The organism is Salinispora tropica CNB-440 (assembly GCF_000016425.1).
In the GTDB taxonomy this organism is placed as follows: Bacteria; Actinomycetota; Actinomycetes; order Mycobacteriales; family Micromonosporaceae; genus Micromonospora; species Micromonospora tropica.
Map to the genome: position 1 here is coordinate 3,443,594 of NC_009380.1, position 26,481 is coordinate 3,470,074.

Here is a 26,481-nt window from a genome sequence, read left to right on the forward strand (position 1 = left end):
TCCGCGCCCTCGTCGGGTTGCAGCGCCCGGTACCGCGTGGAGCGGCCTCCACCGAGCGTGGTCATGGCGAGTCGACCGGTTGTAGCGGCAGCCCACCGATGGATTCCAGATCAAGGGGCGCGGTCAGACCCGACAGCTCGACCAGCTGGACGCCGTCGCCGTCACCGTCCGCGAACCGGATCCACGGGTCCTCACCGTCGAGGAGTGACTGCCAGGCCGCACGGGTGGCCGCTGGGACCGCGACGTGGACGCGCGCGACCGCGGTGGCGCCGTTGGCATGCACGACCCGCTCCGGCCGGGCTTGCGGCCGGTAGGCGGACATGGCGAACGGCAGGCTCGGGTCCTGCGGCACGGCGAGCTGCCAGCGGAGGGTGACGCCGTCCGGGGTCGACCTGCGCATGTTCAGAATCCGGCTCATCGGCACGCCCGCGGCGACGAGCCGGTCCCGTTCAACGCTGATCGACTCGTCGTCGGTCTCGACGGACACATCGATCCACGAACCGTCCCGTCCGGCCCACCGTTCCACCCGCCGCCGCATGCCACGGCCGCCGTACAACTGGACCGCCCACCGTAGCGGTAGAGACAGCCGCGGAACCCGGACCAGCTCAATAAACGGACCCTCCTCGAACCAGATCAACGCATTCGAACTGCGGTCGGGCCGACGACCATAGACGACCGTGAACCCGAGCTGCTGGAACGCTCGCACTGCGGCGTGGATGTCATCCACCCGGTGCAGGATGTGGCTGCAACGCACGCGATTCCCCTATGAAGTAACGGATAGGAACTCTGACCGTATGGCTACGGGGCGCTGGGCGACAATCGCCACTGCGGCCAACGCCTCATCGACTCCTGGAAGCTATCCCCTTTACCGGCGCCGGAGGGCGGTGGCGAATATCCGCTTGGCCTCGGGGACGATCAGTGGGATCAGTCCGGGTCCGGCCGGCGATGTCGGCGGGGGCTGACATCGTCGACATGACCCTAGGTCTGGACCGGCTCGGCGAAGTCGTGTTCGTGTTCGTGTAGGTCACCCAAGTCCCACTCGGGAAACGGGTCGGGCAGTGCACGCCACAAGGATTCCCCGGCGGCGACCTCCGAATCGGTGAGCAGGCAGGCGGTCAGGGCAGCCCGCAGCCCTTCGCTGTCCAGGTTGACGCCGATGAGGACCAGTTCCTGCTGCCGGTCACCGAACACCGGATGCCAGCGGGACTCCAGGTCCGCCCGTTCGGCCGGGTCCTCCGGCCACTCCCCAGACACCGCGATCGGCACACCCGCCGGGTCGCACCGGCCGGACGCACCGGCCTGTGACCAGAGGGCCATCACGTCCGGGCGGCTGGCCAGCCACAGGAACCCTTTCGATCGCACCACTCCGAAGGTATCCAGGCCGTCGGCGAGCAGCTCCCACAGGCGCTGCGGGTGGAACGGCCGGTGGTCGCGGAACACGATGCTGGAAATGCCGTATTCCTCGGTCTCCGGCACGTGCTCGCCGTTGAGCTCAGCCACCCAACCGGGCGCGGTCTCCGCCCGCTCCAGGTCGAACCAGCCGGTGTTCAGGATCATCGCTGGTGCCACCCGGCCGTGCACTGCACGAACTTGACGGGCGGCCGGGTTGAGCCGGGTCAGCAGAGCCTCCACCACCGTCAGGTCCTCCGCGGCCAACAGATCGGTCTTGTTGACCACCAGCACATCGGCGAACTCGATCTGGTCAACCAGCAGGTCCGCGATACTCCGGTCGTCCCCCTCGTACGCGGCCAGGCCGCGCGACTCAAGTGTCTCCCCCGCCTCGATCCGAGCCAGCAGACCAGCAGCATCGACCACAGTGACCGTGGTATCCAACCGGGCCAGGTCGTCCAGGATCTGTCCGGCCTCCACGCCGAAGGCGAACGTGGCGGCCACCGGCATCGGTTCGGAGATCCCACTGGACTCGATCAGCAGATAGTCGAACCGGCCCAGGCGCGCCAGCCGCGCCACCTCGTCGAGCAGGTCGTCGCGCAGCGTGCAGCAGATGCAGCCATTTGTCAGCTCCACCAGCCGCTCTTCGGTACGCGACAACGCGCCGCCGTCGCGGACCAACGCGGCGTCAATGTTGATCTCACTCATGTCGTTGACGATCACCGCTACCCGCAGTCCGTCGCGGTTAGCCAGGACATGGTTGAGCAGGCTGGTCTTGCCGGCCCCGAGGAACCCCGACAGCACCGTCACCGGCAGCCGGTCACTCACGGCGTATCCACCACCTGGCGCCCCTTGTACAGGCCGCAGTGCGTGCACGCCCGGTGCGGCACCACCATCTCCTTTCGTGGACAGGGGCAGGGGGCCAACTGCGGCACGCTCGCCTTCCACTGCGCCCGCCGATGCCGGGTGTTCGACCGCGACATCTTCCGCTTGGGAACGGCCATGAGGATCTCCTTCTCGACACGTCGCACCAGATCCTATCGGCAACGGTTGTCGTTTCCATAACTGCCGGTCCCGATCTTCGGAGTGAGGTGGGACACCGCGGCGGCCATCGCGCTGCGGCAGGTCATGGCCCTCGAACCGGGCACGGCGAGCGGGACAGCCCGCCGGCCCGCCAGACTTCCCCGGCCTCGACGGGTTACCGGTGACCATCCGTTACCCGGTCGGCCGATGCTGCACCCAGAGCCCACGTTCGTGGTCATTGATTGACATCGAATCCGGTACGGCGCGTGCAGTGGTAGTGGCGCGTTCCGACCTGGCGGGCGACGAGTCGCCAGGCCAGGGATCTGATCGCCGCGCCGAGGCTGCGATCGACGGATCAGGATTCGACCCGTACCTCAGCGTCGGCCGCACCACGGACAGTACGCAGAAGCTCTGCCTCGGCCGTCACCTCGGCCGTCACGGGGGCCGGCAGCCGCTCGAACTCCGTGGCCGTGACAGCGAGGCGTCCACCCGCCATCCACGTCCGCCTAGTCGTTGCGGCGCTCCGCGACGTGACCACGCCAGCCGCAGCGACTCGTCGTCGGCCACCCGGCCCGCCCGGACAGCGAACGCCTGGCGGGCCGTGCCGTACGGGGTGTCCTGGACACCGAGGTCCAGCACAGCCAACCGGGAAGGCTCGACCGCTGGCCGATCAACCCACGTTGGTGATCAGCCACGGTTCAGCCGGTCGAGCCAGCGGCGCAACTCGCCGAACGGGCCACGGTCGTCGCCGGGCTCCCGTTGCGGCCCACGACCCTGTTCAGGGTCCTCGGCCGGGGTACGCGGATCACCGACCAGCTCCGGACTGGGCGCGACAAACCCCTGCTCCGGCTCTCCCTGCACGGCAGTGGAGATCACCTCGGCGACCGCGTCGATCACCTGCGCCTGCACCGCCTTGCCCACCAGGTCGGTCGTGTCGTCGGGGTTCGCGGCGATGCCGGCGACCGCGACCTGCGGGGTGAAGCCGACGAAGGTCTCCGTGGCGTTTCCCTCGGAGCTGCCGGTCTTGCCGGCGACCGGCCGGCCATCCAGGATCTGGTTCACCGAGGTGGCGGTGCCGCCGTTGCACTGGTCAGCCGAGGAGCGCTGGCCGACCGGGCAGCGGGCGGCATCGGTGGCGGCCCGCGCCACATCCGCGTCGAGCACCCGCTCGCAGGAGGGCCCGACCGACACCGCCGAGCCGTCCGGCGCAGTCACCGAGACCACCGGCAGCGGCGCGCAGTACGTCCCCTCCGCCGCGACGGTGGCGTACGCGTTGGCCAGGTCCAGCGGGGTGGCGGCGGCCACGCCGAGGGTGAACGAACCCCAGTTCTCGGCGTTGTTCTCCGCGAACGCCGCGTCGGCCTCGGACCGGAAGGTGATGCCGAGACGCTGCGCCATCTCCACCACCTTCTCCGGCCCGACCTGCTCGGAGAGCCAGACGAAGTACGTGTTCACCGAACGACCGAAGCCGTCCCACATCATCCGATAGCCGTCCATCCACTCCGGGTTGGAGTTGGCCGGGCACCAGCGTCCGTCGCAGCTGCCGTCGCCCTCGGCCTCGTACCGGGTGGGCAACTGGCTCGGCGCGTCGAAGCCGGTGGAGAGGGGCATCCCCGCTTCCAGGGCGGCGAGCATGGTGAACAGCTTGAAGGTCGAACCGGCCTGGTAGCCGGCGACGCTGTCGCCACCGGAGATCAGTGGGTTCACCGTGTTCGGGTAGTTCGGCTGCCCGGCCGGGTTCGCCTCCAGGCTGTAGTGCCGGTTCACCGCCATCGCGAGCACTCGGCCGGTGCCGGGCTCCACCGCCGCGACCGGCAACGCTCGCTCGTTGTCGTACCCGTAGACGCTGGTGACCTGCTGCTGCGCCGTCGCCTGGACCGCCGGATCCAGCGAGGTGACCACGGTGTAGCCGCCCCGGCGCAGTGCCTGTTCCCGCTCCTCGACGGTCTCACCGAAGGCCGGCTGGGTGAGCCACCACTGGCGTAGGTAGTCGCAGAAGAAGCCCCAGTCGTCGTTGCCGTTGGCCGGGGCGGTGCAGCCGTTGGGCTGGGCGGTGGGGCGCAGCGTCAGCGGCTCCACCTTCGTGGTGGCGGCCTCACCGGCGGTGATCTCGCCGGTGGCGACCATCGCGTCGAGCACGTACGCCCGCCGGACCAGCGCCGCCTCCTGGTCGCCGTCGATCGGGTTGTACGCCTCGGGCGACTGCACCAGGCCGGCGAGCAGCGCCGATTCGCTGAGGGTCAGCTCCGCCGGGGTCTTGGCGAAGTACCGCTGGCTGGCCGCCGAGACACCGTACGCGCCGGAGCCGAAGTAGGCGATGTTCAGGTAACGGTTGAGGATCTCGTCCTTGCTGAGCCGCTGCTCGAGCGCGTTGGCGTACCGGATCTCCTGAAGCTTGCGCTCGACCGTCTGCTCGGTTGCCGCGGCGCGTTCCTCGGCCGTCAGTCCGGGATCGGTCTTGAGCACGTTGCGGACGTACTGCATGGTCAACGTCGAGCCACCCTGCGCGGTCTCGCCGCCGGTCACGTTGGCGACCAGGGCCCGGGCCATCCCCCGCAGGTCCACGCCACCGTGGTCGTAGAAGCGGCGATCCTCGGCCGCCACGATCGCCGCCTGCATCGACGGTGCGATCTCGTCGAGCCCCACGTCGGTACGGTTGACGTCGTAGAAGCTCGTGATCAACGTCGTGCCGTCGTTGGCGTACAGGTAGGAGCGCTGCGGTGTGGCCGGGGTCCGCAGCGCATCCGGCAGCGACGAGTAGCTCCCGAGCACCGACCGGGCCGCGAACCCGAGCAGCAGGTTGCCGGGCAGCACGGCGACCGCCAGGACAACACCAGCAAGCAGGCCGGCGAGCAGCACGGTGAACAGCCGAGACAACGGCGTACGGGGCAGGGCCATGGAGTCCAGGATTGCCAGGAAATACGCGAACCGGCCAGCCTGAACGACGACTGTCAGCCAATTCACCGGCTACTGCCAGCAGTTTCACGGCTCAACCGCCCGGGGCATCGCTCCGGTGGATAAAACGGGCATGAGATCGCACACCGCCGGATTTACCAGGTTTTACCGGCTTGTTCCCTAATTGTATGGTTAATACGATTAAAGAAGTTGGCCAGGGCGATCTGGAGGGTTATCGCACCCAGTTGCTCCTCGCTGAAGTGTGCGGCGGCGGCGTCCCAGATCTGGTCGGTCACGCCCGCTGCACCGTCCTGGATCCGGGTGGCCGCTTCCGCCAGGGCGAAGGCCGCCCGCTCCGCCTCGGTGTAGAAGGGCGTATTACGCCAGGCGATCACGTTGTGCAACCGCTCCTCTGTCTCGCCGACCTCCTTCGCGGACCGAAGCGAGGTGAAGACACACGGGCTGCAACCGTTGATCTGGCTGATTCGCAGGTGAATCAGGGACAGCAGACCCGGGGCGACGCCCCCGGCATGAATCGCCTTGCCGAGATGCTGGACCGCTGTCATCACGTCGGGACTGGTCAGACTTGGCATACGCGTTTCCATCGGTGTGCTCCCTCATCGCTGGTTCAGCAGTGACCTGAGCCCCTCAGACCCTGGGGACTGTCACCAACCATGCGGGAGCAGAGCCGGGGAGGGTACCAACGTGTCTGAAACTAGCCCGACGATGGACCTGCCCGCCCTTCAGTGATCCCGGCCGAGACAGGTCAGCCCGCGGCCAGCGGTCCGCCGGTCCCGGCCGGACCGCTGGCGGCCGGCGCGGCCGTGGGGAGGCTGGCGTTGGCGGCATCGCGAACGATGTCCCGTGGCAGCAGACGGCCGGAGCGGTAGCCGATGCCGATGCCAGCGATCAGCGCGAAGATCGCGCCGAAGGTCTGCAACGAACCAATCAGCGAACCCGCCAGGCCGAGCAGCGGCGCCGCGATCATCAACATCGCGCCGTCGCCCACGCTGAACATGCCCGAACGCGCGACCGCCCACCCGGTGGCCAGCCAGCCCAGGCTGTAGCAGGCAGCGCCGACCAGAACCAGGGCCCGGGCCGTGGTGCCAAAGACCGGCGTCTGCGCGGCCAAGCCCGCGAACGGCAACATCAACACCATGCCCGCGAGGCTGAACAGGAGCCCGGTCACCGCGGCCCGTCGACTCCGGGTCGCCGCCAGCAGACCGGCCAGCGCGAGCACCGCGAGCAGCCCCAGCCAGGTCGCCAGCAGCCAACTCACCAGGTAGAGCGGGCGGCCGCTGGTCGGGTACGGCGCGTTGCCGATGCCCCGGTCGCTCGCCATCGAGACGATCCCAAAGAGGACCGCGTACGCGGGCAGCAGCCACACCGCCGCGCGGGCCAGTCGGCGGATCGACCACGCCCAGGTCGCGTCGGTGGCTGGCCGGGTCGGCGGCGGGTCCCCGATGAACGGCAACACTCCGAACCCGCCACCGGCACGGCGGGTGCCCAGTGGTGCGATCGGGTCGTGCGCCCCGGTTTCCGACGCCGAGGAGTGGCGTTGCCTGTCCGCCTTCTTCATCCGTCACCTCGCTCCGCCCGAGCGGTGCGGGACGCACCGAGGCGCCCCGAAACCTGGTCACCACCCGCCCTATGACTGATGGTGGCAGGCACCGGAGCGCCTCATGAGGTGTTCTCGCGTTATCGCCGACGTCGGCCGTCAGCCCCGCTTGCGCTGGTCGGTGGAGTCGTTCACCACACTGTCCCCGGAGACCGGCTCGGGTGCGGGCAGCCCCTTCGGCTCCGCGCCTCCGGCGGCCTGCGCCTCAGCGACGCGTACCTCGTTGTGGATCTCCTGCGCGGCGTCCGCGGCGGCCCGTGCGGCCTCGTCGGCCTCCCGCTCGACCTGGCTGGCGCCGTCGGCGGCCTCCGGCGACGGGGCGTCATCAGCCATCTGGCTCAGGCCTCCCAGCGCGCCCCCCATGCCCTCCAGCGCCTTGGTCAGCTCGGCCGGGACGATCCAGACCTTGTTGGCGGAGCCGTTGGCGATCTGCGGCAGCGCCTGCAGGTACTGGTAGGCGAGCACCTTCTGGCTCGGGTTCGCCTGGTGAATCGCGTCGAAGACGGTACGGACCGCCTTCGCCTGCCCCTCGGCCTCAAGGATTCGGGCCTGCCGGTCACCGTCGGCGCGCAGCACTGCCGCCTGCTTCTCACCCTCTGCGGTGAGGATCTGCGACTCCTTGTGCCCCTCGGCGGTGAGGATCGCGGCCCGGCGGTCCCGCTCGGCGCGCATCTGCTTCTCCATCGAGTCCCGAATGCTCGGCGGCGGCTCGATCGCCTTGATCTCCACCCGGGTCACCTTGATGCCCCACCGACCGGTGGTCTCGTCCAGCACGCCGGAGAGGTGCCGGTTGATCTCCTCCCGGCTGGTCAGCGCCCGCTCCAGATCAAGAGAGCCGATGACATTGCGCAGTGTGGTCACCGTGAGCTGCTCGATGGCCTGCAGGAAGTTCGAGATCTCGTAGGTGGCGTGGAAGGAGTCCACCACCTTGAAATACAGCACGGTGTCGATCGATACGACCAGGTTGTCCGAGGTGATGACCGGCTGCGGCGGGAAGCTGACTACCTGCTCGCGCATGTCGACCTTGGTGCGTACCGCATCGATGAAGGGCACCAGCATGTTCAGCCCCGGGTCGAGCGTGCGCTTGTATCGGCCGAGCCGCTCCACCACGTCCTGGCGCTGCTGCGGCACGATCCGCACCGCCTGGGCCAGAGTCACCACGCCAATAATCGCCAGAGCTATCAACAGGACCGGCAACAGGAAGTCCATCTACTCACCTTTTCGTCTCAGGTAGCTCGCCGGGCCGGGAAACATCATCCCGCCACACCTGCGCGGTAGCTCCGCGCACCTGGATCACCTGCACCCGGTCCCCCGGCGCGAAGACTTGGGTCGCGTCGTAGGAACGGGCCTGCCACAGCTCGCCGTCGATCTTGACAAGACCGTTGTCGGCGTCGACCCGCTCCAGCACGAGGGCTGTGTTCCCCTCGATCGCTCCGACGCCGAATGCGCGATCCTCGGTCGAGGTGAGGGTAGTCCGACGCCGCAACGCCGGGCGGGCACCCAGCAAGGTCAGCGCCGAGACCACGGCGAAGACGACCGCCTGAATCTCCACGGGCGCCCCGAGCGCGGCCGCGCCGGCAGCCGCGAACGCCCCGACCGCAAACATAATCAGGAACAACGTCGTCGTAAAGATCTCGGCGACGGCGAGCACCACCCCAACGACAATCCACAGCACCGCGTCCACACCACGATCGTGACACGCCGGTGCACGTGTCATCGAGTCGCCGTCTGGCCGTAGCCCTGCGGCACGGTTCAGGCGGGCTCAGCTCGTCGGGCTCAGCTCGTCGGTTCGGTGACGAAATCGATCAACCGCTCCACTGAGTTGATCAAGGGCGTCTCGACATCGGCGAAGGAGTTCACCCGGGACAGGATCCGCCGCCACAACTCGGCGGGCTCGGCCACACCGAGCGCCGCACAGACCCCCTCTTTCCAGGGCTGTCCGGGCGGCACCACCGGCCAGGCCGAGATGTTGAGCGCGGCCGGCCGTACCGCCTGCCACACGTCGACGTAGGGGTGCCCGGTCACCAACACGTGCGGCGAGGTCACCCGGGCCACCACCCGGCTCTCCTTGGAACCAGGGACGAGGTGATCAACAAGTACGCCGAGCCGCCGGCCCGGGCCGGGGGCGAACTCGCGTACCCGGACGGCGAGATCGTCGATCCCGTCCAGCGGCTCCACCACCACACCCTCGACGCGCAGGTCGTCGCCCCAGATCCGCTCCACCAACGCGGCGTCGTGCACCCCCTCCACCCAGATCCGGCTCGCCTTCGCCACCTGGGCCCGGACGGTGTCCACGGCGATCGAGCCAGAGGCGGTCCGCCGCCGAGCGGCCGGCACCGTCGGCCGGGAGGGGCGACGCAGCGTCACCGGCTCGCCATCAAGCAGAAACGCCGCCGGCAGCAGGGGAAAGGTGCGTCGCCGTCGATGCCGATCCTCGAGCACCACCGCGCCGGCCTCGAACCCGACCACTGCGCCGCAGAACCCCGAGTCGGCATCCTCGACCACCAGGTCGAGCTCCGCGGCAACCTCCGGGGTGACCCGGCGCCGCCGCCAGTCCCCCGCCAACACGTCATGGTCGTAACGCCCCGCCATGCCGATCAAGCTAGCCGCACCCGGGCTCCCCCGCGCCCCGGCACGCCGGCCCGCGCTGCCTGACTCGAGGGCAGAGCCACCAGTACGGCGCCGGCCGGAACCATCCGTCGAGGCAGAACGAGACGCGCGATCAGGACCGCTGCGCCGGCTGGTGCGGCAGCCGAGACAGGGGTGGGCGGGAGGACGTACCCTTTCGGCATGTCCACCCCCGCAGCGGGCGCGGTCACCCTCGCGCCACGCCGGTCCAGCCGGTTCGTTGCCTGGGTGCGCGCGTGGCGTGCCGGGCTGGTGCCGTTCGACGAAGTCGCCGACGCCATCGCCGGTGACGAGGAGCATCTGGTTGCCGACGCACCCGGAACCTGGACCGATGTCCCCCTGCCCGAGGCCCTGCCCACGCTCGCCAAGCTCTCGCCCGACGTGATCCGCCTGGTGCTGCCCGCGCCCGGTGACCCGCGCGGGCTGCCCGGCCCGGGTGACTTCGCCGGTGCCGCTCTGCTCGCCGCCGAGGGAGTGGTCGCCGGTGCGCTCGGCCTGGTCCCGCACCTACGCACGCACACCTCCGGCTCCGGGGACGTCTTCGAGACCGTGCTGTGGCGGGTCTACCCGCTGCCGCCCGACGCGCCGGCCGCATCGCACCATCTCCCCGGCGCGGCGGAGGCCGAGGCGGAGCTGGCCGCCGCCCTCGCCGAGACCACCGCCACGCTGACCCGCCTCGACGTCGCCCAGTGGCGGCCGGAGTTGGCCGGGGCGCTGGAGGCGCTGCGCCGTCCCGACGGCACCACCGACCTGCCGCCCGGCTTCGACCCCCGCGCCCGCCGGCTTTTCGCCCGCGCCGCCGTGCTGGATCGGGTGCTCGCCCTGGCGGGGCAGGCCGCGCCGGGGGGCGCGGTCAACAACTACGAGGCCCAGCAGCGCGACGCGGCGCTGCGCCCGTTGACCAGCGCCTGTCGGCAGGCGCTGGCCGCCGCCTGCAACGCCCCGCTACGCCCGTAGCGGGGCGGCGACCGCCAGCCGGCGGTTGGCCCTCAGATCTCGTCGATCAGGTCGGCCACCGAGCCGACGATCCGTGACGGCCGGTACGGGTAGCGCTCGGCCTCCGTCCGGCTGCTGATGCCGGTGAGCACCAGGATGGTCTCCAACCCCGCCTCCAGCCCGCAGAGGATGTCGGTATCCATCCGATCGCCGATCATCGCCGTCGACTCCGAGTGCGCGTCGATCGTGTTCAACGCCGACCGCATCATCATCGGGTTCGGCTTCCCGACGAAGTACGGCTCCACGCCCGTCGCCTTCGACACCATCGCGGCGACCGAACCGGCGGCGGGCAGCGCGCCCTCCATCGACGGGCCGGTCACGTCGGGGTTCGTGCAGATGAAGCGGGCTCCGTCGTTGATCAGCCGGATCGCCCTGGTGATCGCCTCGAAGCTGTAGGTACGGGTCTCCCCCAACACCACGTAGTCGGGCGCGAAGTCGCTGAGCACGTAGCCGACCGCGTGCAGCGCCGTGGTCAGCCCGGCCTCCCCGATCACGTACGCGGTGCCGCCCGGCCGCTGATCGGCCAGGAACTGGGCGGTCGCCAACGCCGACGACCAGATCGCGGACTCCGGCACGTCCAGCCCCATCCGAACCAACCGGGCCTGTAGGTCGCGCGGAGTGTAGATGGAGTTGTTGGTCAGCACCAGGAACGGCCTGCCGGAGGAGCGCAGCCGGGCGATGAACTCCGGCGCGCCGGGCACCGGCTGCCCCTCGTGCACCAGCACCCCGTCCATGTCGGTGAGCCAACTCTGGACAGGCTTACGATCATTCATCTCGTATCCCTGGTGTCGGGCCGCCGAAGCGGTCAGGAGGGGCGGCGGGCCGGGACGCAGCAGTCCGTCGGGCAGGTGTCCCACATCGGCAGGTCGCCGAGGCGCCGGCGCAGCGTCGCGCCAGCCGGATCGGTACGCTCCCGGACCAGTTCGCGCACCATCGCCACGAACCGTGGATCGGTGCCCGGCGTGGCGGCGCGAGCGAAGTCCAGACCGAGCTGCTTGGCGGTCTCCCGGGCTTCGGTGTCCAGATCCCACACCACCTCCAGGTGGTCGGAGACGAACCCGATCGGGCTGACCACCACCCCGGTGACCCCCTGCCCGGGCAACTCCACGAGGTGGTCGTTGACGTCCGGCTCCAGCCAGGGTACCTGTGGGGGCCCGGAACGACTCTGCCACACCAGGTCGTAGGCCAGGTCGGGGGCGGCAGCGGCGTGTACCAACCGAGCGGTCTCCGCCAACTGCGCCTCGTACCGGCCGCCGTGTGGGCCGGCCGCGGCCGCCGCGGAGGTGGGAATCGAGTGAGCGGTGAAGACGATTCGGGTGCTGTCCCGCCGGGCCGGGTCCAGCTGGGCCAACGCCGTCCGCACCGCATCGACGTGCGGCTCGACGAACCCGGGGTGGTCCCAGAACTGGCGCAGCTTCTCGATCACCGGGGCGTCCGGGCCGACCGCCGCCCGGGCCGCGGCGATGTCCTCCTGGTACTGGCGGCAGGAGGAGTATCCGCCGAGGGCGCTGGTCACGAAGGCCAGGGCCCGCTCGACCCCGTCGTCGCGCATCTGCGCCACCGTGTCGGCCAGCATCGGGTCCCAGTTCCGGTTTCCCCAGTAAATCGGCAGGTCAACACCGTTGGCGGCGAAGTCGTCCCGAACCGCGGCGAGCAGGTCCCGACACTGCTGGTTGATCGGCGACACCCCGCCGAAGTGCTGGTAGTGCTCAGCGACCTCGGCCAGCCGCTCCGGCGGCACGCCCCGGCCCCGGGTCACGTTCTGCAGAAACGGCATCACGTCCTCGGGCCGCTCCGGCCCACCGAAAGAAACCAGCACCATCGCGTCGTACGCCATGGCCCCATTCTTCCCCGATGCCTCGGCGACCTGACGACGGCCCCGGGCCACCTCGGTTCCCCGCCGACGGCCCCCGCGGCACACCGCGGCCGGGGCCGTCGGCTGGTTCAGGCGCCGATGGCGTGGTAGCCGCCGTCGACGTGGACGATCTCGCCGGTGGTCGCCGGGAACCAGTCGGAGAGCAGCGCCAGGCAGGCTCGGGCCGCCGGCTCGGAGTCGGTGAGGCTCCAGCCCAGCGGCGCCCGCGCCGACCAGGCGTCCTCGAACTGCTCGAAGCCGGGGATCGACTTCGCGGCGACGGTCCGCAGCGGCCCGGCCGCGACCAGGTTACTGCGGATGCCCTTCGGACCCAGGTGCAGCGCCAGGTAGCGGCTGGCGGACTCCAGGCCGGCCTTGGCCACGCCCATCCAGTCGTAGACCGGCCACGCCTTGGTGGCGTCGAAGGTGAGCCCGACCACCGATCCCCCGGGCGCCATCAGCGGCAGCGCCGCGGTGGCGAGGGCCTGGTACGAGTACGTCGAGACGTGCACAGCCGTCGCGACGTCCTCCCACGGCGCGTCGAGGAAGCCACCACCGAGGCAACTCTGCGGGGCGAAGCCGATGGAGTGGACGATCCCGTCGAGGCCGTCGACGTGCTCCCGGACCCGGTCGCCGAGCCCGGCGAGGTGGTCGCGGTTGGTCACGTCCAGTTCGATGACCGGTGCCGGCTCGGGTAGCCGCTTGGCGATCCGCTCGACCAGGGAGAGCCGGCCGTAGCCGGTGAGCACCACCTGAGCACCGTTCTCCTGCGCGAGCCGCGCCACCGAGAAGGCGATTGAGGCGTCGGTGATGACGCCGGTGACCAGCAGCCGTTTGCCGGCGAGCAGTCCTGACATGTCGATGTCTCCTCTCAGTGCCCCATGCCGAGGCCGCCGTCGACCGGAATGACCGCACCGCTGATGTAGCCGGCGGAGTCTCCCGCCAGCCAGGTGACGGCGCTGGCGACCTCGTCCGCGGCGGCGAACCGGCCAGCCGGGATGGCCTTGCGGTATTCGGTCTTGCGGTCGTCGGGTAGCGCGGCGGTCATATCGGTCTCGACATAGCCGGGTGCCACCACGTTCGCGGTGATGTTGCGGCTCCCCAGCTCCCGCGTGACGGAGCGGGCGACACCGACCAGGCCGGCCTTGCTGGCCGCATAGTTGACCTGCCCCGGGCTGCCATAGAGCCCGACCACCGACGAAATGAAGATCATTCGACCCCACCGCGCCCGAAGCATCTTGGTCGAGGCACGCTTGGCGCAGCGGAAGGCACCGGTCAGGTTCGTGTCCAGCACCCCGGTGAACTGCTCTTCGGACATCCGCAGCAGCAGCGTGTCATCGGTGATGCCGGCGTTGGCCACCAGCACCTCGACCGGGCCGAGCTCCGCCTCGATGGCGGTGAACGCCGCGTCCACCGAATCAGAATCCGTCACGTCGCAGCGGACGCCGAAGAGGCGGCCGGCGCCAGTCTCCACGTCGGGCGTGTCGGTGCCGGGTGCCGCACCGCTCCGGTAGGTCACCGCCACCCGGTCACCCTGCTTGACGAAGGCCTGAGCGATAGCCAGACCGATACCGCGGTTACCTCCGGTCACCAGCACGGTACGGGCCACGATTCCCCCTCAGCTCAGAAGATCTCCACGTCGCGTCGGAGCCTAGGGGTTACCGGCAGGTAAGCGCTAACGCGCCACGGCACCGACCACGGCCGACAAGGCGAAACCCACCTCAACCACCCAGCGACCGTCACCCCTGCCCCGGCCAGCTTCAGGGCCACACCGACCAGGGTGTACGCTGGCGCCGTTTTGCGAGCCCGCCGTACGACTCGCATCCCTTGGCCCCGCCGACCGCAGGAGGTGATCGCTGTGCGAGATAGCGATCCTCCGAGTCGTGGCCGGGCCGACCGTCAGCCCCGCTGAGTCCCGTTAGCACGGCTGACCAGACCCGCTCCCCCGCGCCACCCGCTCCCTCGCGCCACCCGCTGCCGGTCCATCGCCGGACCGCACACCGGGAGGGCGATCGGGGCTGCCGGCCACGACTCTGTGTGCGCGTTCTGACCACCCTCCCGCGGGCCCGGCGCCCGCGCCCAGTCGCCACCGGAGCCAACTCCCATGAGCCGTTACGTCGCCCCTCTGGGCTTCACCCTGGTCGCCGTCTGGGTGGCCGTCCTCTTCGTCCTCGCCGGCGGCGGCCACTAAACCGCTACCGTCGGCGACGTCAGACGATCCGGGAGGACCACAGCAGACTCGTCGCCCCGGCGCAGAGCGCCAGCAGCAGCGCCACCCCGGCGTACCACTGGGTGACCTCGCGGGGCTCGGTCCGGAACCCGATCGACGAGCCCATGTCCTGGTAGACCTGCTTCAGCTCGCTCACCGAGGCCGCCTCGTAGAAGTACCCGTCGGTCGTCTCCGCCAGATCCGCCAGGGCGAGCCGGTCCACCGGCACCCGTTGGCGTTGGCCACCAATGTCGACCTGCCCGCCGTCGGTCCCGAAGGCGATCGTGGAGACCGCCACGTTCGCGGCCTGCGCCGCCGCCGCGGCCTGCTCAACCGACCGGCCCGATGTGCGATAGCCGTCGGAGAGCAACACGATCCGGGCCGGCGGAATCCCCGCCGCGCCGTCGGCCGGCACCGAACGGATCGCCTCCAAACAGGTGAAGACCGCCTCCCCGGTCGCCGTCGACTCGGCCAGCGCCAAGCCGTTGATGGCGGCCAACACGGCCTGCCGGTCCTTGGTCGGCGGCACCAACACGTTGGCCGCCTTCGCGAACGAGACCAGCCCGAGGTTGTAGCTGTCCGGCAGCTCGGCGACGAACTGCTGCGCCGCCTCCTGGGCCGCCGCCAGCCGGTTCGGGGCCACGTCGTCGGCCTGCATGGACAGGGAGACGTCGACAGCGAGCATGACGGTGGCCCGTTCCAGGGGCTGCCGGGTGTCGACCGACGGCCGGGCCAGCGCGGTGGCGAGCACCAGCAGGCAGAGGAGGAACGCGGTCGCGGGTACGTGCCGACGCCACCCGAGTCCCTTGGGCGCGATCGTACGCAGCAGCTCCACGTTGGTGAACCGCAGCGCGTACGCCCGGCGGTGCAGCTGCCGCCACACATACAGCCCGGCGAGGGCGAACACCGGCAGTACCGCCAGGAGCCACCACGGTTGCAGAAAACGAATCATCGTGTCGTCCCCCGGATGCGGGTGTGCCGCTGCGCGGCGACGAAACGCACCATGTCCAGCAGCCAGTCTCGGTCGGTGCGCAGTCTCAGGTGGGCAGCGCCCCCGGCGCGTAGCGCCGCGGCGATCTCCGCCCGCTGGGTGGCAGCCGCCTCGGCGTAGCGACGGCGCAGCTGCGGGTCGCCCGTCCGCACCTCATGCAGCTCGCCGGTCTCCGGGTCAACCACCGGCAGTACGCCCACGTCGGGCAGCTCCAGCTCACGCGGATCAAGTACCTCGATGGCCAGTACGTCGTGGCGGACCCGCAGCTTGCGCAGCGGCCGGGCCCACTGGGCCGGTGGCGCCAGGAAGTCGGAGACGATGACCGCCACGCCACGCCGCCGCGGCGGCCGGTTCAACAGGTCGACCAGGGCACCGAGGTCGCCGCGGCCCGGCCGGATCTCGGTGCCGGCGACAGCCCGGACCAGCGCCTGCACCTCCCGACGACCCGACCGGGCGGGCAGCCGGGTGAACCGGCCAGGCCCGGCCGCCGGCGCACCCCGCCCGCCGGCAGCCGGCTCACTCCCGGTGCCGATCACCGCGCCGATCCGGTTGCCGCCCCGGCTGGTCAGGTGCGCCAGCGCCGCGGCGGCGGCCACCACCACGTCGCGCTTGAGCCAGCGGCCGGTGCCGAAGTCGAGACTGGCCGAGAGGTCCACTGCGAGCCACGTCTCCAGCTCCCGGTCGGCCACCGTACGCCGCACGTGCGGCATCGTGGTACGCGCCGTGACCGGCCAGTCCATCCGCCGAACGTCGTCGCCCGGACGGTACTCGCGCGAGTCCCCCGCCTCGCTACCCGGACCGGGCAGCAGGCCCACGTAGTCGCCTTGAAGCAGGCCGTCGAGCTTGCGGGTAACGAGCAGGTGCAGCCGGGACAAGGTGGCCTCGGTGCGCCTACGGGCGGTGGGGTCGACGGAGCCGGGGCCGGTGGCGTCGGTTGGCCGACGGACGGGTGGGGTCACGGCTGCTGCCCAGGCCACCCGACGCCCGGCGGCACGACGGCCGAGGCCGGTTCCGGGGTCGGGGTGGCCTGCTGGCGCGGCGCCACCGAGGGCAGCGGGATCGTCGCCATCACCCGGCCGACGACGTGGTCGGGTGGCACCTCGTCGGCGAGCGCGTCGTAGCTCAGCACCAGCCGGTGGCGCAGGATGTCGGGTGCGATGTCCTGTACGTCCTGGGGTAGCGCGTAGTCCCGGCCGCGGAGCAGCGCCAGGGCCCGGGTGGCGCGGACCAGGCCGAGCGAGGCTCGCGGGCTCGCCCCGTACTGGATGTGCTGGGCGACGTCGAGCATGCCGTGCTCGGCGGGGCTCCGGGTGGCCAGCACCAGCCGAACAGCGTAGTCGATCAAGGCATTGTGCACGAATACCTGATCGGCCTTGTGTTGTAGCCCGACCAGGTCGGCGGTGGTGAGCACCGGGGCGGGTTCCGGCGGCGCCACGCCCATCCGGTACACGATCTCCCGCTCCTCGGCGGCTGTCGGGTAGCCGACGACGATCTTCATGAGGAACCGGTCGCGTTGCGCCTCCGGCAACGGGTAGACACCCTCCTGCTCGATCGGGTTCTGGGTGGCCATCACGAGGAACGGGTCCGGCACCCGGTGCGTCTGGCCACCGATCGAGACCTGCCGCTCACCCATCACTTCCAGGAGCGCCGACTGCACCTTCGCGGGCGCCCGGTTGATCTCGTCGGCGAGGAGAAAGTTGACGAACACCGGTCCCAGTTCGACATCGAACTTCTCGCTCGACTGTCGGTAGATCCGGGTGCCCATGACGTCCGCCGGCACCAGGTCGGGCGTGAACTGCACCCGGCCGAACGACCCGCCGACCACCCGGGCGAGGGTGTCCACGGCGAGTGTCTTCGCCACCCCCGGCACCCCCTCCAGCAGGCAGTGCCCCCGCGCGAGCAGCGCGACGATCATCCGCTCGACCATTCGATCCTGCCCGACGATCACCCTCTTGACCTCGAACAACGCCCGTTCCAACAGGGTGGCGTCCGTGGCCGGGGTGCTCTGCGGGGCCGGCGGAGTCGACCCGTCGGAGATCCTGGAATCGGGCGTGCTCGGCTGGGCCACCGGTCCTCCACAGCATGATCGGTACTCGGGTCTAGTGCGGTACAAGACTGACATGATCGGTGGCGGTACGCGGCGGCGCGAACCCCGATTCCCGCCCCGCGGTCCGATCCACCAGACTCGCCGTCAGCGGGTAGACAGCTATCGGTACGGGACGTGTACGATTCATCCGTCGCCGGGCGGCTCCCCCCGTGGTCGCCCGGCGCTCAAACTCCTCCTCAGCCACCCTAGACTGGTCGGGATGGATACCTCCGCAACCCCCGCCCTGGTCTGCTCAGCTCGTGGCTGTGCGGCTCCCGCCCAGTGGGCGCTGCGGTGGAACAATCCCCGCCTACACGACGCGACCCGACGTAAGACCTGGCTCGCCTGCCCCGAGCACCGGGTGACGCTCGGCGACTTCCTCAACGCCCGGGGCTTCCTCCGCGAGGTTGCTCCGACGGCCGAATCGCCTACTCTCGACTCGTGAACGCGCACAACGGAACCGCACGGTGACCGGCGACGACCAGGCCGGGCTCCCGCCCGCTGCCCCACCCCCGACCGGTCCACCACCCGGTCCGCTGGAGCCCTGGCCGGAGACCGTCCGCTGGCAGTCCGTCTCCACCGACCTGATCTGGGTTGAGTTGCTACGGCTGGCCGTGCTGATCGTCATCGTGCTGGCCGGGCTGGCAGTGGGGTGGGCAGTCAGCGGCCAGGCGGCGTTCGGGGTGGCCCTCACCGGAGTGCTCCTGCTGACCGCGCTACGGACGGTCACCATCGCGCGGGCCGTACGTGCGTGGGGGTACGCCGAACGCGAGGATGACCTGCTGGTCCGACACGGCCTGCTGGTGCGCCGGCTCTCCATCGTCCCGTACTCGCGGATGCAGTTCGTTGATGTCAGCGCCGGCCCGCTGGAACGGGCCTTCAGCCTGGCTACCGTCCAACTGCACACGGCGGCGGCGGCCACCGACGCTCGAGTGCCGGGGTTACGCCCGGCGGAGGCGTCCCGCCTCCGCGACCGCCTCACCGCGCTCGGCCGCGACCGGGCGGAGGGTTTGTGAGCGAGCCGGCCGCGCGAGACCCGGAGGAGACCCGGCCACCCGCCCCACAGCCGTACCCCGGTTGGTATCCACCCACCCCGCCACCGCCCACCCCTCCGGTGCCCCCGCACGGAGGCGAGCGCCGGCAACGGCTCCATCCGCTCTCCCCTGCGCTGCACGGTGCCAAGTCGCTGGTCGTGGTAATCGCCGGGCTCTCCTGGTCAACGTTGTCCCGGGTCGGCTTCGGCTGGTTCGCGGTGATGGCGGTGGTGCTGGCGATCGGTGCCACCGTGCTCGCGGTGGTGAGCTGGTACAACACCGGCTATCACGTCGTGGACCGCGAGCTGCGGGTACACGAGGGCCTGCTCTGGCGACGCATCCGGGCGATCCCGCTGGAGCGGCTCCAGGCCGTGGAGGTGGTTCGGCCGTTACTCGCCCAGCTCACCGGATTGGCGGAGCTGCGCCTCGAGGTGGTCGGCGGCGGCAAGACCGAGGCACCGCTGGCCTATCTCAGCGTGGCCGACGCTGCCGCCCTGCGACAGCGGCTGCTCGCGTTGGCCGGTCCGCAACCGGAGGGCGCCGCCCTGACACCGGGCACACCGCAGGTCTGGCCGGAAGCGACTCCCCCTGGCGAACCGCTGCACGTCGTCCGGAACACAGACCTGTTACTGAGCCAGCTACTCACCCCGCAGACCTTCATGATCCCGTTCGGGGTGGTCTTCGTGGCGACGCAGTTCCTCTCCGGGGATTCCTGGTCGTTCGTCGCGGTGGCGAGCACGTTGACCGCGATGGCCGGGGTGCTGCTACAGCCGATCCGCCGAGTGCTGGACAACTGGAGCTTCCGGCTGGCTCGTGATGTCGACACCCTGCGGATCCGCAACGGCCTGCTGGAGACCCGGGCGCAGACCGTCCCGCTGCACCGGGTACAGACGGTCGGTGCGACCTGGCCGCTGCTGTGGCGGGCGAAGGGCTGGCTGCGGCTACGGCTGGAGGTGGCCGGCTACTCGACGGGGGAAGCTGACGGGCGCAACCGACCAGACCAGCTCCTCCCGGTCGGTCAGCAACCGGTCGCCGAGGCGATCCTCGCCGAGGTGCTGCCCGGGGTACGCCTCGACGACCTGCCGCTTACCGCACCGCCGACCCGGGCTCGCTGGCTGAACCCCCTGAGTCAGCCAGTGCTCGGTGCCGGGCTGCACGAGCGAGTGTTCGCGGTCCGCTCCGGCCTGCTCACCCGCCAGATCGTGGTCGTGCCGTACGCGAGGATCCAGAGCGTGCGGGTGGTGCAGGGGCCGGTGCAGCGACGGTTGGGACTGGCGACGGTGCACGCGGACACCGCCGGCGGCGCCGGGGCCGCCGCCGACGACCGAGCGGTCGCCGAGGCGTGGGCCCTGGCCGCCGAGCTGACAGCGCGTGCGCACCAGGCGCGCCGCGCCAGCCGACCGCAGTAGCGAGCCGCCGTCCAGGGTGGCGAAGCACGGTGCCGATCAGCGGCCGGCGCTCACCGCCGCATCGGCCGGCTGCGAATCGCCCGGCGCCGAGGTAGCCGACACCGCGGTGGCCGACGAACCCGTGGTCGGCGCCGCCTCAACCGGCCGGTCCGGGGCGCGCCGCGCACGTTCACGTCGGGCCGCCCACCATCGCTCGGCCAGGCCCACCGCCAGGAAGGCCATCCCCACGTACACCCAACCGACCAGGACATCGATCACGTAGTGCTCCCCGGAGTAGACCAGGGTGAAGGTCATCGCCAGCGGGTACGCGAGCAGCAACGGCCACCACCGCTTCCGCGTCGCACGAATGAAGAACAGCACCACGAACAGTGCGAACGCGGTGTGCAGCGAGGGCATCGCGGCGACCGGGTTCGACGCGAGCTGACCGGCGTTGAGCAGGTTCCCCGCGCCGTGTAGCCCGAAGACCTTCCACCCCCGGGTGGAGATCCGGGCCACCTCCTCCAGCAACCCGTTCTGCGCCGCCCACCACGGTGGCGCGGCAGGGTAGAGGAAGTACGTCACCAGGCCACTGGCGCAGAGGAAACCCCAGCGCCGCATGAACGCCGCCCACCGCCGGCGGTCCCGCAACCACAGCACCGCGGCGGCGGCCAGCGCCACCACGAAGTGGGAGAAGTAGACCCAACTCACCAACGCGTCCCACCAGCGCACGTCGGGCTGGTAGAGGTGCTGCTGGAGCCAGACCGTGGGCACCTGGCCGCCGGTAGCCCAGCCGAACATGACCCGGTCGGCGACGATCAGCTCATAGGCGTGCGGTACCGCCCCGTTGTCGGCGAAGCCACGGGAGAGGTTGTAGAGCACGAGGAGCAACACCACCGGCAGCCAGTCGCGAGCGAAGCGCAGGTGGCTGCGCCATGGCCGGGTTGAGTTCCAGGCGATGGTCGCCGCCCACATCCACACGAAGGCGTACACCGGATCGGTGGGCAGGCCGATGGCGAGCCAGCCAACGACGAAGGCGACACCCCACACCGACATCGTGATCACGCGACGGCGCCCGCCGTCGGCCACCACCGGTGCATCGGTTCGGGCAGGCTGTTGGGGATCGATTGGAGCAGACATCGCGACCCAGGTTAACGACGATCGGCGCAGCGGCGGACGCAGGACCGCCTTGGACGTTCCGGGCGGTTCGGCTCAAGCGTGGCCTACCCGCTGTCCGACGCCTAGGCTGGTGACCATGCAGGAGCCCTTCTCACCGGGCTCGACCGCCCGGGTGGAGCTGGTCGTCACCGTCGCCGACACCGCCCAGGCCATTGGCTCCGGCGACGTGCCGGTATTGGGCACGCCGCGGATCCTCGCCCTGGCCGAGGCGGCGACGGTCGCGGCGATCGCCCGCCAGTTGCCCAGTGGCGCCACAACGGTCGGGGTCCGAGTCGAGCTGGACCACCAGGCTGCCACCCCAGTCGGCCGGACCGTGGTGGCACGAGCCCGGCTGGCGGAGGTCGACGGTCGGCGGCTGCTCTTCGCGGTCTCCGTCACCGAGGATGGGTCCACCGTCGCCGAGGGGCGGGTGGAGCGACTCCTGGTTGACCGGCAGCGCTTTATCGAGCGGGCCGGGCGGTCGTCATGACCCTCCGCTTCGTCGAAGTCGCCGATCGGGTGCACGTCCTACGCGAGCCGCTGCTCCGGGTCAACGTGACACTGCTCGTCGGCGACGGCGCGGCTCTGCTCGTGGACACCCTCTCCACGGCCGGCCAGGCGGCGGAGTTGGCCAGGGCGGCGCGGGCCGTCACCGGGTACCCGTGGGTGCTGGTGAACACGCACCACCACTTCGACCACTGTTTCGGCAACGCCGCACTGGCCGGTGACCCACCCCGCCCGGTGTACGCGCACCAGCTGGCCGCCGCCGCCCTACGCGACCCGGACCGACTGCGCCGGGAAGCGTACGAGGAGATGCGCGACGAGCAGCCGCGCCTCGCCGAGGAGCTACTCGACACCGATGTCCTGGCGCCGACCCATCTGGTGAGCCGGCAGGAGGTGCTCGACGTGGGTGGCCGCCAGGTCATCCTGCGGCACCTGGGGCGGGCGCACACGGCCGCGGATCTGGTGGTGCACATACCCGATGCGGAGGTGCTCGTCGCCGGTGATCTCGTGGAGCAGAGCGGTCCGCCGGCATTCGAGGATTCGTACCCGTTGCGGTGGCCGGAGGCGGCGGCCGAGCTGCTGCGGATGACGACCCCGACCACGGTGGTGGTGCCGGGGCACGGCGACCTGGTTGACCACGAGTTCGTGCACGCCCAGCACGGCCTGCTCAGTGACCTGGCCTGGCAGATCCGGGCTGGCCATGCCGGTGGGACACCGGCGGAGCGGGTCGCTGCCCAGGCGCCCTTCGGCGCCCGTCCCGCGCTGATCGCCACCCGCCGCGGCTACGCCGAACTCGACGGTGAGCTCTGATCCACCGGGCCTGCCGCGCTGCCGGCCAGCACCGTGGGCCGGCCAGCACACCGGGCCGGGCCGGGCAGTTAACCAGAAGGGTCAGGGATCCAGCAGGTCCGCCAGGCGGGTGAGGTACGGGGTTGCCGCCACGACCGCCGCGCGCGCCTCGGGGGACAGGCGGGACACCGCAGCGCCGAGCAGGGCGGCGCGGTGCTGTTCGTGGTCGGCGATCCGAGCACGGGCGGCGTCGGTGAGGCGCAGCCGGGCGGTGCGACGGTCGGCCGGAGCGCACTCGCGGTGCAGCAGTCCGGCGGCCACCAGGTCCCGGACGAGGGTGCTCACCGTGTTGGGTGCCGCATGCAGACGGCACGCCGCGTCTTTCACGCTGACATCCGGATGCGCCCGGACCAGCAGTAACAGCTCGACCTGGGCCTCCGGCAACGGGATGCGGTTGGCGTGCCGGGCCGTCGCGCGCCGCAGCCGACGGTGCAGTTCTCCGACGACGGCGCCCAGCGCCGCCGTCGAAGCGGGGTCGAGACACGGCGCCGGCCGCGCCGTCACGTCCTCGGTCGCCACGGTGTCGCCCACCTCACCTCGAAAGACTCTGGATACAGAGCTAAGGTTACCCGGTTGACAGGCGAACCCGGGGGACCCGCAGTGACACAGACCGCACAACCGACGACACCCGGCGTAACGTCCCCCGCCGTCCAGCCGCAGCTGGCGGGGGCCGGTGGTGGGCTCGGTCTGCTGCTCCTACTCGGGGCGATCACCGCGATCGGCCCGCTCTCCCTGGACATGTACCTGCCGGCACTCCCCGCCATGGCCCGAGACCTGGACGCGAGCCAGGCCCAGATTCAACTCTCCCTCACCACCTGCCTGGTTGGGCTCGCCCTCGGGCAGTTCGTCACCGGTCCGCTCAGTGACCGCTGGGGCCGGCGCCGCCCCGTGCTGATCGGCCTCGTGGCGTACACCGTGCTCGCCCTGGCCTGCGCCGCGGCGCCCAGCGCACCGGCGTTCACCGCCTTGCGGTTCGCTCAGGGCTTCGCCGGCGGCATGGCCGCCGTGGTGACCCGTGCCGTCGTTCGCGACCTGCACTCCGGTCGCGCGGCAGCAAAGTACTTCTCTCGGCTCACCCTGGTCTTCGGTCTCGCCCCGATCGCCGCGCCGACCGTCGGCAGCCTGGTGCTGCGATTCGGGTCGTGGCGGACCCTGTTTGTCCTACTCGCTGTCGTCGGCGCACTGCTCACCGCCGTGGTGGCGACCTGGCTGCCCGAGACCCTGCCCGCGCACCGGCGCAGCCGCGACGGCCTCGGCGGCATCGTCCGGTCGCTTCGCGAGCTCCTCACCGACCGGGTCTACCTGGGGTACACGCTGACCCAGGGGCTCGCCTTCGCCGGGCTGTTCGCGTACATCTCCGGTTCGTCGTTCGTCTTCCAAGACGTGTTTCACCTCTCGGCGAGCACATTCGGTCTACTGTTCGGCCTCAACGCGTTGGCCTTCGTGGCGGTCGGGCAGGCCAATGCCCGACTGCTGGACCGATTCCCGCCCCGCGCCCTGCTGGTCGGCACTCTCGGGGTGAGCGCAGTCGCAGCCGCTGGCGTGCTGGCCGGCGCGATCGCCACCAGCCAGCTACTCCTCATCGGCGCACTGCTGACCTTCATCGGGTCGCTGGGCATGGTGATGCCGAACGGCACTGCCCTCGCTCTCGACCGGCACGCGCACCACGCCGGGACCGCGGCAGCGCTGATGGGCGCACTCCAGTCGGTGATCGGGTCGCTCGCCGCGCCCCTGGTCGGGTTGGGCGGGGAGGGCAGCGCCGTGCCGATGGCAGCGGTGCTCGCAGCCTCAGCCGCACTGTCGCTCACCGCCGCACTCACCCTGGCCCGTCCCGAACGCCCCTGACCGGCTGATCGCGGCCGCGTCGGTGTCGCGCACCGATCCCGTTGCCGGCTGTCCAACCGGTTGACGCCGCTCGCGGGCCACCGTGAGCTGCACCAGCTGAAAGGGACATTGGCCGTCGACTATTGCGATCGAGCACTTCGCCGTGTTGCGATAGCGGCGCCGAGTGACGCAGGGCTTTCGCGTCGTCGGCTCGGGTATCCACGCGAGGGCATCGATCCGATGACGGATCGCAGGCTCGCGTGCCCGTCACTCCCGCGCACGCCGCCTACCACCGTGACCGCTCGTCGCTGCGGGTCGGCCGGGTGCCGCCCCGCGCCCGTCACCCGCGCGGGGTGGTAGGCGCCCCGCGAGTCAGGAGATCTTATGTCCTCCTATCGAGCCCGAACAGCCGCGCTCCTCACCGCGGCCACGACTCTCCTCGCGGCTGCCGCGGTACTCACCGTCAGGTCGGAGCCGGCGGCGGCGCACGGCGCCGCCATGGTGCCCGGCAGCCGTACCTTCCTTTGCTGGCAGGACGGGCTGAGCCCCACCGGGGAGATCCAACCGTACAACCCCGCCTGCTCGGCGGCGGTGGACCAGAGTGGGGCGAACTCGCTCTACAACTGGTTCAGTGTGCTGCGCTCCGACGCGGATGGTCGTACCGTCGGGTTCATTCCCGACGGCCAGCTGTGCAGCGGGGGAAACCCCGGGTTCCTCGGCTATGACCTGGCCCGCATTGACTGGCCACTGACGCACCTGACCGCTGGCCAGAACATTGAGTTCCGCTACAGCAACTGGGCGCACCACCCCGGGACGTTCTACTTCTATGTCACCAAGGACAGTTGGAGCCCAACCCGTCCGCTGGCCTGGAGCGACCTGGAGGAGCAACCATTCCTGACCGTCACCAACCCACCCCAGCGCGGCGGTCCGGGCACCGATGACGGGCACTACTACTTCGCCGGAACGCTGCCGGCCGACAAGAGCGGCCGACACCTCATCTACTCGCGCTGGGTCCGTTCGGACAGCCCGGAGAACTTCTTCGGCTGCTCGGACGTCACGTTCGACGGAGGCAATGGTGAGGTGACCGGCATCGGCCCCGGTGGCACCGCCCCGCCACCGAGCCCGACCACTGCGCCGCCGAGCCCGACCACGCCGCCGCCCAGCGGGGACTGCATGGCGGTCTACAAGGTGATCAACGCATGGCCGGGCGGCTTCCAGGGGGAGGTCGAAATCATGAACCACGCCGCCACCACCTGGGCCGGGTGGACGGCACGTTGGACCTGGCCCAGCGGCCAGTCAATAGTCCAACTCTGGAGTGGCACGCACACCACCTCAGGCTCAGCGGTAGCGGTGACCAACGCGTCATACAACGGCACGTTGGCACCGGGAAGCAGGGCCACGTTCGGCTTCCTCGCCAGCCTCAGCGGCACGAACACGTCACCGACCGTGACCTGCACCGGTAGCTGAACCACGAGCCACCTTCCGCAGTCACCGGCGACGGTCGGCACCGCCTTTGTCCCACAGCAGGGCGGTGCCGATCGTCGCTACGACCCGACCGCTCGGATCACAAGGTGGTCCATTCGGTACAGATCGGACCGGAGTCAGCCAGGGTGCAGACCAACCGGGCCGGCCCGGGCGAGGTATCGTCCAGCATGAATCGCCCCAAACCGTCCGCGTCGGTGCCAACGGTCGATTCGGAACCCGGCTGCTCCACCTGCACCCGAGCCGGCTGTGGCGGCACCAACTGACCGACGATCCGGAGTCGATCACGAACGGGGATGACCTCTACCTCGATGGTGATCGAATCTGCACGGAAAGTCAGCAGCCGTGCCTCGTCGCCGCGGACCTCGGCCGCCGCGGACATGCTCTCCACCAACTTGGCAAGCTCGGAATCGGGCGAGCGCCAACTGTAGCTGGCTACCGCGGCGGCCCGTACCGACTCTGGAACCGAATCGACCTCGGCCAGCAGGCTCCCCAGCCGGACAAGCAACTCCTCATCTGATGTGGTTAATCGGTCATCACTCATGCGTGCGCTCC

Annotated in this window: 28 protein-coding genes; 8 read left to right on the forward strand and 20 right to left on the reverse strand. The window is 70.5% G+C overall.

Annotation, left to right across the window (positions count from 1 at the left end):
- Positions 1-61: 61 nt before the first annotated feature.
- The 10 genes from STROP_RS15085 to STROP_RS15125 form a co-directional block, all read right to left on the reverse strand.
- The gene (locus STROP_RS15085) at positions 62-754 is read right to left on the reverse strand and encodes a VOC family protein (protein WP_012014228.1); all 693 of its coding nucleotides are present in this window, start codon (positions 752-754) and stop codon (positions 62-64) included.
- A gap of 224 nt (positions 755-978) precedes the next feature.
- Positions 979-2,217, reverse strand: coding sequence for a GTP-binding protein (locus tag STROP_RS15090; RefSeq protein ID WP_043535410.1), 1,239 nt, complete (start codon positions 2,215-2,217; stop codon positions 979-981).
- A complete protein-coding gene (rpmF, locus tag STROP_RS15095) occupies positions 2,214-2,393 on the reverse strand; it encodes a 50S ribosomal protein L32 (protein WP_026275260.1) in 180 nt (59 codons plus the stop codon). Before rpmF ends, STROP_RS15090 begins: the two co-directional genes overlap by 4 nt.
- Before the next feature lie 374 nt (positions 2,394-2,767).
- Complete coding sequence (locus STROP_RS25215; RefSeq protein ID WP_018831071.1) at positions 2,768-2,908, reverse strand: hypothetical protein; 141 nt, start codon at positions 2,906-2,908, stop codon at positions 2,768-2,770.
- A 191-nt stretch (positions 2,909-3,099) separates the two neighbouring features.
- A complete protein-coding gene (locus STROP_RS15100; protein WP_012014230.1) occupies positions 3,100-5,376 on the reverse strand; it encodes a transglycosylase domain-containing protein in 2,277 nt (758 codons plus the stop codon).
- 86 nt (positions 5,377-5,462) lie between these two features.
- Entirely contained in the window at positions 5,463-5,900 is a 438-nt protein-coding gene (locus STROP_RS15105; RefSeq protein WP_187151629.1) for a carboxymuconolactone decarboxylase family protein, read from the reverse strand.
- Between the two features lie 173 nt (positions 5,901-6,073).
- Positions 6,074-6,886 (reverse strand): hypothetical protein, encoded by an 813-nt coding sequence (locus STROP_RS15110; RefSeq protein WP_012014232.1) that lies wholly within the window; start codon positions 6,884-6,886, stop codon positions 6,074-6,076.
- 138 nt (positions 6,887-7,024) lie between these two features.
- Positions 7,025-8,134 (reverse strand): SPFH domain-containing protein, encoded by a 1,110-nt coding sequence (locus STROP_RS15115; RefSeq protein ID WP_012014233.1) that lies wholly within the window; start codon positions 8,132-8,134, stop codon positions 7,025-7,027.
- A gap of 4 nt (positions 8,135-8,138) precedes the next feature.
- Positions 8,139-8,609, reverse strand: a complete 471-nt coding sequence (locus STROP_RS15120) for an NfeD family protein (protein WP_026275261.1) — start codon at positions 8,607-8,609, stop codon at positions 8,139-8,141.
- A gap of 92 nt (positions 8,610-8,701) precedes the next feature.
- The gene (locus STROP_RS15125; RefSeq protein WP_012014235.1) at positions 8,702-9,517 is read right to left on the reverse strand and encodes a DUF3097 domain-containing protein; all 816 of its coding nucleotides are present in this window, start codon (positions 9,515-9,517) and stop codon (positions 8,702-8,704) included.
- Positions 9,518-9,715: 198 nt separating this feature from the next.
- Between STROP_RS15125 and STROP_RS15130 the strand changes: the two genes are divergently transcribed.
- Positions 9,716-10,510 carry a hypothetical protein gene (locus tag STROP_RS15130; protein ID WP_012014236.1) on the forward strand — a complete coding sequence of 265 codons (795 nt, stop codon included), beginning with the start codon at positions 9,716-9,718 and terminating at the stop codon, positions 10,508-10,510.
- A 32-nt stretch (positions 10,511-10,542) separates the two neighbouring features.
- Here the strand turns inward: STROP_RS15130 and STROP_RS15135 are convergent, their stop codons facing one another.
- From STROP_RS15135 to STROP_RS15165, 7 genes are all read right to left on the reverse strand, one after another.
- The gene (locus STROP_RS15135) at positions 10,543-11,406 is read right to left on the reverse strand and encodes an HAD-IIA family hydrolase (protein ID WP_018831074.1); all 864 of its coding nucleotides are present in this window, start codon (positions 11,404-11,406) and stop codon (positions 10,543-10,545) included.
- Positions 11,355-12,386: a ferrochelatase gene (locus STROP_RS15140; RefSeq protein WP_026275262.1), complete on the reverse strand. Its 1,032-nt coding sequence runs from the start codon at positions 12,384-12,386 to the stop codon at positions 11,355-11,357. Before STROP_RS15140 ends, STROP_RS15135 begins: the two co-directional genes overlap by 52 nt.
- Positions 12,387-12,493: 107 nt before the next feature.
- On the reverse strand, positions 12,494-13,261 hold the full coding sequence (gene fabI / locus STROP_RS15145; RefSeq protein WP_012014239.1) for an enoyl-ACP reductase FabI: 768 nt from the start codon (positions 13,259-13,261) through the stop codon (positions 12,494-12,496).
- Between the two features lie 14 nt (positions 13,262-13,275).
- Positions 13,276-14,013: a beta-ketoacyl-ACP reductase gene (locus STROP_RS15150; RefSeq protein ID WP_012014240.1), complete on the reverse strand. Its 738-nt coding sequence runs from the start codon at positions 14,011-14,013 to the stop codon at positions 13,276-13,278.
- Positions 14,014-14,614: 601 nt separating this feature from the next.
- Positions 14,615-15,565 carry a VWA domain-containing protein gene (locus STROP_RS15155; protein ID WP_012014241.1) on the reverse strand — a complete coding sequence of 317 codons (951 nt, stop codon included), beginning with the start codon at positions 15,563-15,565 and terminating at the stop codon, positions 14,615-14,617.
- Positions 15,562-16,581, reverse strand: coding sequence for a DUF58 domain-containing protein (locus STROP_RS15160; RefSeq protein WP_012014242.1), 1,020 nt, complete (start codon positions 16,579-16,581; stop codon positions 15,562-15,564). The genes STROP_RS15155 and STROP_RS15160 overlap by 4 nt, the downstream gene beginning before the upstream one ends.
- Positions 16,560-17,672, reverse strand: a complete 1,113-nt coding sequence (locus tag STROP_RS15165) for an AAA family ATPase (RefSeq protein ID WP_012014243.1) — start codon at positions 17,670-17,672, stop codon at positions 16,560-16,562. The genes STROP_RS15160 and STROP_RS15165 overlap by 22 nt, the downstream gene beginning before the upstream one ends.
- 238 nt (positions 17,673-17,910) lie before the next feature.
- Here STROP_RS15165 and STROP_RS25790 point away from each other — a divergent pair, with 238 nt between their 5' ends.
- The 3 genes from STROP_RS25790 to STROP_RS15175 are packed head-to-tail and all read left to right on the forward strand — an operon-like array spanning position 17,911 to position 20,133.
- Positions 17,911-18,135 carry a hypothetical protein gene (locus tag STROP_RS25790; RefSeq protein ID WP_162872438.1) on the forward strand — a complete coding sequence of 75 codons (225 nt, stop codon included), beginning with the start codon at positions 17,911-17,913 and terminating at the stop codon, positions 18,133-18,135.
- A 22-nt stretch (positions 18,136-18,157) separates the two neighbouring features.
- Positions 18,158-18,706: a PH domain-containing protein gene (locus STROP_RS15170; protein WP_012014245.1), complete on the forward strand. Its 549-nt coding sequence runs from the start codon at positions 18,158-18,160 to the stop codon at positions 18,704-18,706.
- Complete coding sequence (locus tag STROP_RS15175) at positions 18,703-20,133, forward strand: PH domain-containing protein (protein ID WP_012014246.1); 1,431 nt, start codon at positions 18,703-18,705, stop codon at positions 20,131-20,133. Before STROP_RS15170 ends, STROP_RS15175 begins: the two co-directional genes overlap by 4 nt.
- A 36-nt stretch (positions 20,134-20,169) precedes the next feature.
- Here STROP_RS15175 and STROP_RS15180 read toward each other — a convergent pair whose 3' ends face one another.
- Positions 20,170-21,249 carry a phosphatase PAP2 family protein gene (locus tag STROP_RS15180; protein WP_012014247.1) on the reverse strand — a complete coding sequence of 360 codons (1,080 nt, stop codon included), beginning with the start codon at positions 21,247-21,249 and terminating at the stop codon, positions 20,170-20,172.
- A gap of 115 nt (positions 21,250-21,364) precedes the next feature.
- Here STROP_RS15180 and STROP_RS15185 point away from each other — a divergent pair, with 115 nt between their 5' ends.
- Positions 21,365-21,757 carry a thioesterase family protein gene (locus STROP_RS15185; RefSeq protein WP_026275788.1) on the forward strand — a complete coding sequence of 131 codons (393 nt, stop codon included), beginning with the start codon at positions 21,365-21,367 and terminating at the stop codon, positions 21,755-21,757.
- On the forward strand, positions 21,754-22,581 hold the full coding sequence (locus STROP_RS15190; protein WP_012014249.1) for an MBL fold metallo-hydrolase: 828 nt from the start codon (positions 21,754-21,756) through the stop codon (positions 22,579-22,581). Before STROP_RS15185 ends, STROP_RS15190 begins: the two co-directional genes overlap by 4 nt.
- An 81-nt stretch (positions 22,582-22,662) precedes the next feature.
- Here STROP_RS15190 and STROP_RS15195 read toward each other — a convergent pair whose 3' ends face one another.
- Entirely contained in the window at positions 22,663-23,151 is a 489-nt protein-coding gene (locus STROP_RS15195; protein WP_018831081.1) for a MarR family winged helix-turn-helix transcriptional regulator, read from the reverse strand.
- A 69-nt stretch (positions 23,152-23,220) separates the two neighbouring features.
- Here STROP_RS15195 and STROP_RS15200 point away from each other — a divergent pair, with 69 nt between their 5' ends.
- Positions 23,221-24,465: a multidrug effflux MFS transporter gene (locus tag STROP_RS15200; RefSeq protein ID WP_012014251.1), complete on the forward strand. Its 1,245-nt coding sequence runs from the start codon at positions 23,221-23,223 to the stop codon at positions 24,463-24,465.
- A gap of 363 nt (positions 24,466-24,828) precedes the next feature.
- A complete protein-coding gene (locus STROP_RS15205; RefSeq protein WP_012014252.1) occupies positions 24,829-25,911 on the forward strand; it encodes a lytic polysaccharide monooxygenase in 1,083 nt (360 codons plus the stop codon).
- 97 nt (positions 25,912-26,008) lie between these two features.
- Here the strand turns inward: STROP_RS15205 and STROP_RS15210 are convergent, their stop codons facing one another.
- The gene (locus STROP_RS15210) at positions 26,009-26,470 is read right to left on the reverse strand and encodes a hypothetical protein (protein WP_012014253.1); all 462 of its coding nucleotides are present in this window, start codon (positions 26,468-26,470) and stop codon (positions 26,009-26,011) included.
- Positions 26,471-26,481 lie beyond the last annotated feature (11 nt).

Coding starts and splice junctions, on each gene's coding strand:
- rpmF (WP_026275260.1), bottom strand. CDS start 2,393: ATGGCCGTTCCCAAGCGGAAGATGTCGCGGTCGAACACCCGGCATCGG.
- STROP_RS25215 (WP_018831071.1), bottom strand. CDS start 2,908: ATGGCGGGTGGACGCCTCGCTGTCACGGCCACGGAGTTCGAGCGGCTG.
- STROP_RS15105 (WP_187151629.1), bottom strand. CDS start 5,900: ATGCCAAGTCTGACCAGTCCCGACGTGATGACAGCGGTCCAGCATCTC.
- STROP_RS15110 (WP_012014232.1), bottom strand. CDS start 6,886: ATGAAGAAGGCGGACAGGCAACGCCACTCCTCGGCGTCGGAAACCGGG.
- STROP_RS15115 (WP_012014233.1), bottom strand. CDS start 8,134: ATGGACTTCCTGTTGCCGGTCCTGTTGATAGCTCTGGCGATTATTGGC.
- STROP_RS15125 (WP_012014235.1), bottom strand. CDS start 9,517: ATGGCGGGGCGTTACGACCATGACGTGTTGGCGGGGGACTGGCGGCGG.
- STROP_RS15130 (WP_012014236.1), top strand. CDS start 9,716: ATGTCCACCCCCGCAGCGGGCGCGGTCACCCTCGCGCCACGCCGGTCC.
- STROP_RS15140 (WP_026275262.1), bottom strand. CDS start 12,386: ATGGCGTACGACGCGATGGTGCTGGTTTCTTTCGGTGGGCCGGAGCGG.
- fabI (WP_012014239.1), bottom strand. CDS start 13,261: ATGTCAGGACTGCTCGCCGGCAAACGGCTGCTGGTCACCGGCGTCATC.
- STROP_RS15155 (WP_012014241.1), bottom strand. CDS start 15,565: ATGATTCGTTTTCTGCAACCGTGGTGGCTCCTGGCGGTACTGCCGGTG.
- STROP_RS25790 (WP_162872438.1), top strand. CDS start 17,911: ATGGATACCTCCGCAACCCCCGCCCTGGTCTGCTCAGCTCGTGGCTGT.
- STROP_RS15180 (WP_012014247.1), bottom strand. CDS start 21,249: ATGTCTGCTCCAATCGATCCCCAACAGCCTGCCCGAACCGATGCACCG.
- STROP_RS15185 (WP_026275788.1), top strand. CDS start 21,365: ATGCAGGAGCCCTTCTCACCGGGCTCGACCGCCCGGGTGGAGCTGGTC.
- STROP_RS15190 (WP_012014249.1), top strand. CDS start 21,754: ATGACCCTCCGCTTCGTCGAAGTCGCCGATCGGGTGCACGTCCTACGC.
- STROP_RS15205 (WP_012014252.1), top strand. CDS start 24,829: ATGTCCTCCTATCGAGCCCGAACAGCCGCGCTCCTCACCGCGGCCACG.
- STROP_RS15210 (WP_012014253.1), bottom strand. CDS start 26,470: ATGAGTGATGACCGATTAACCACATCAGATGAGGAGTTGCTTGTCCGG.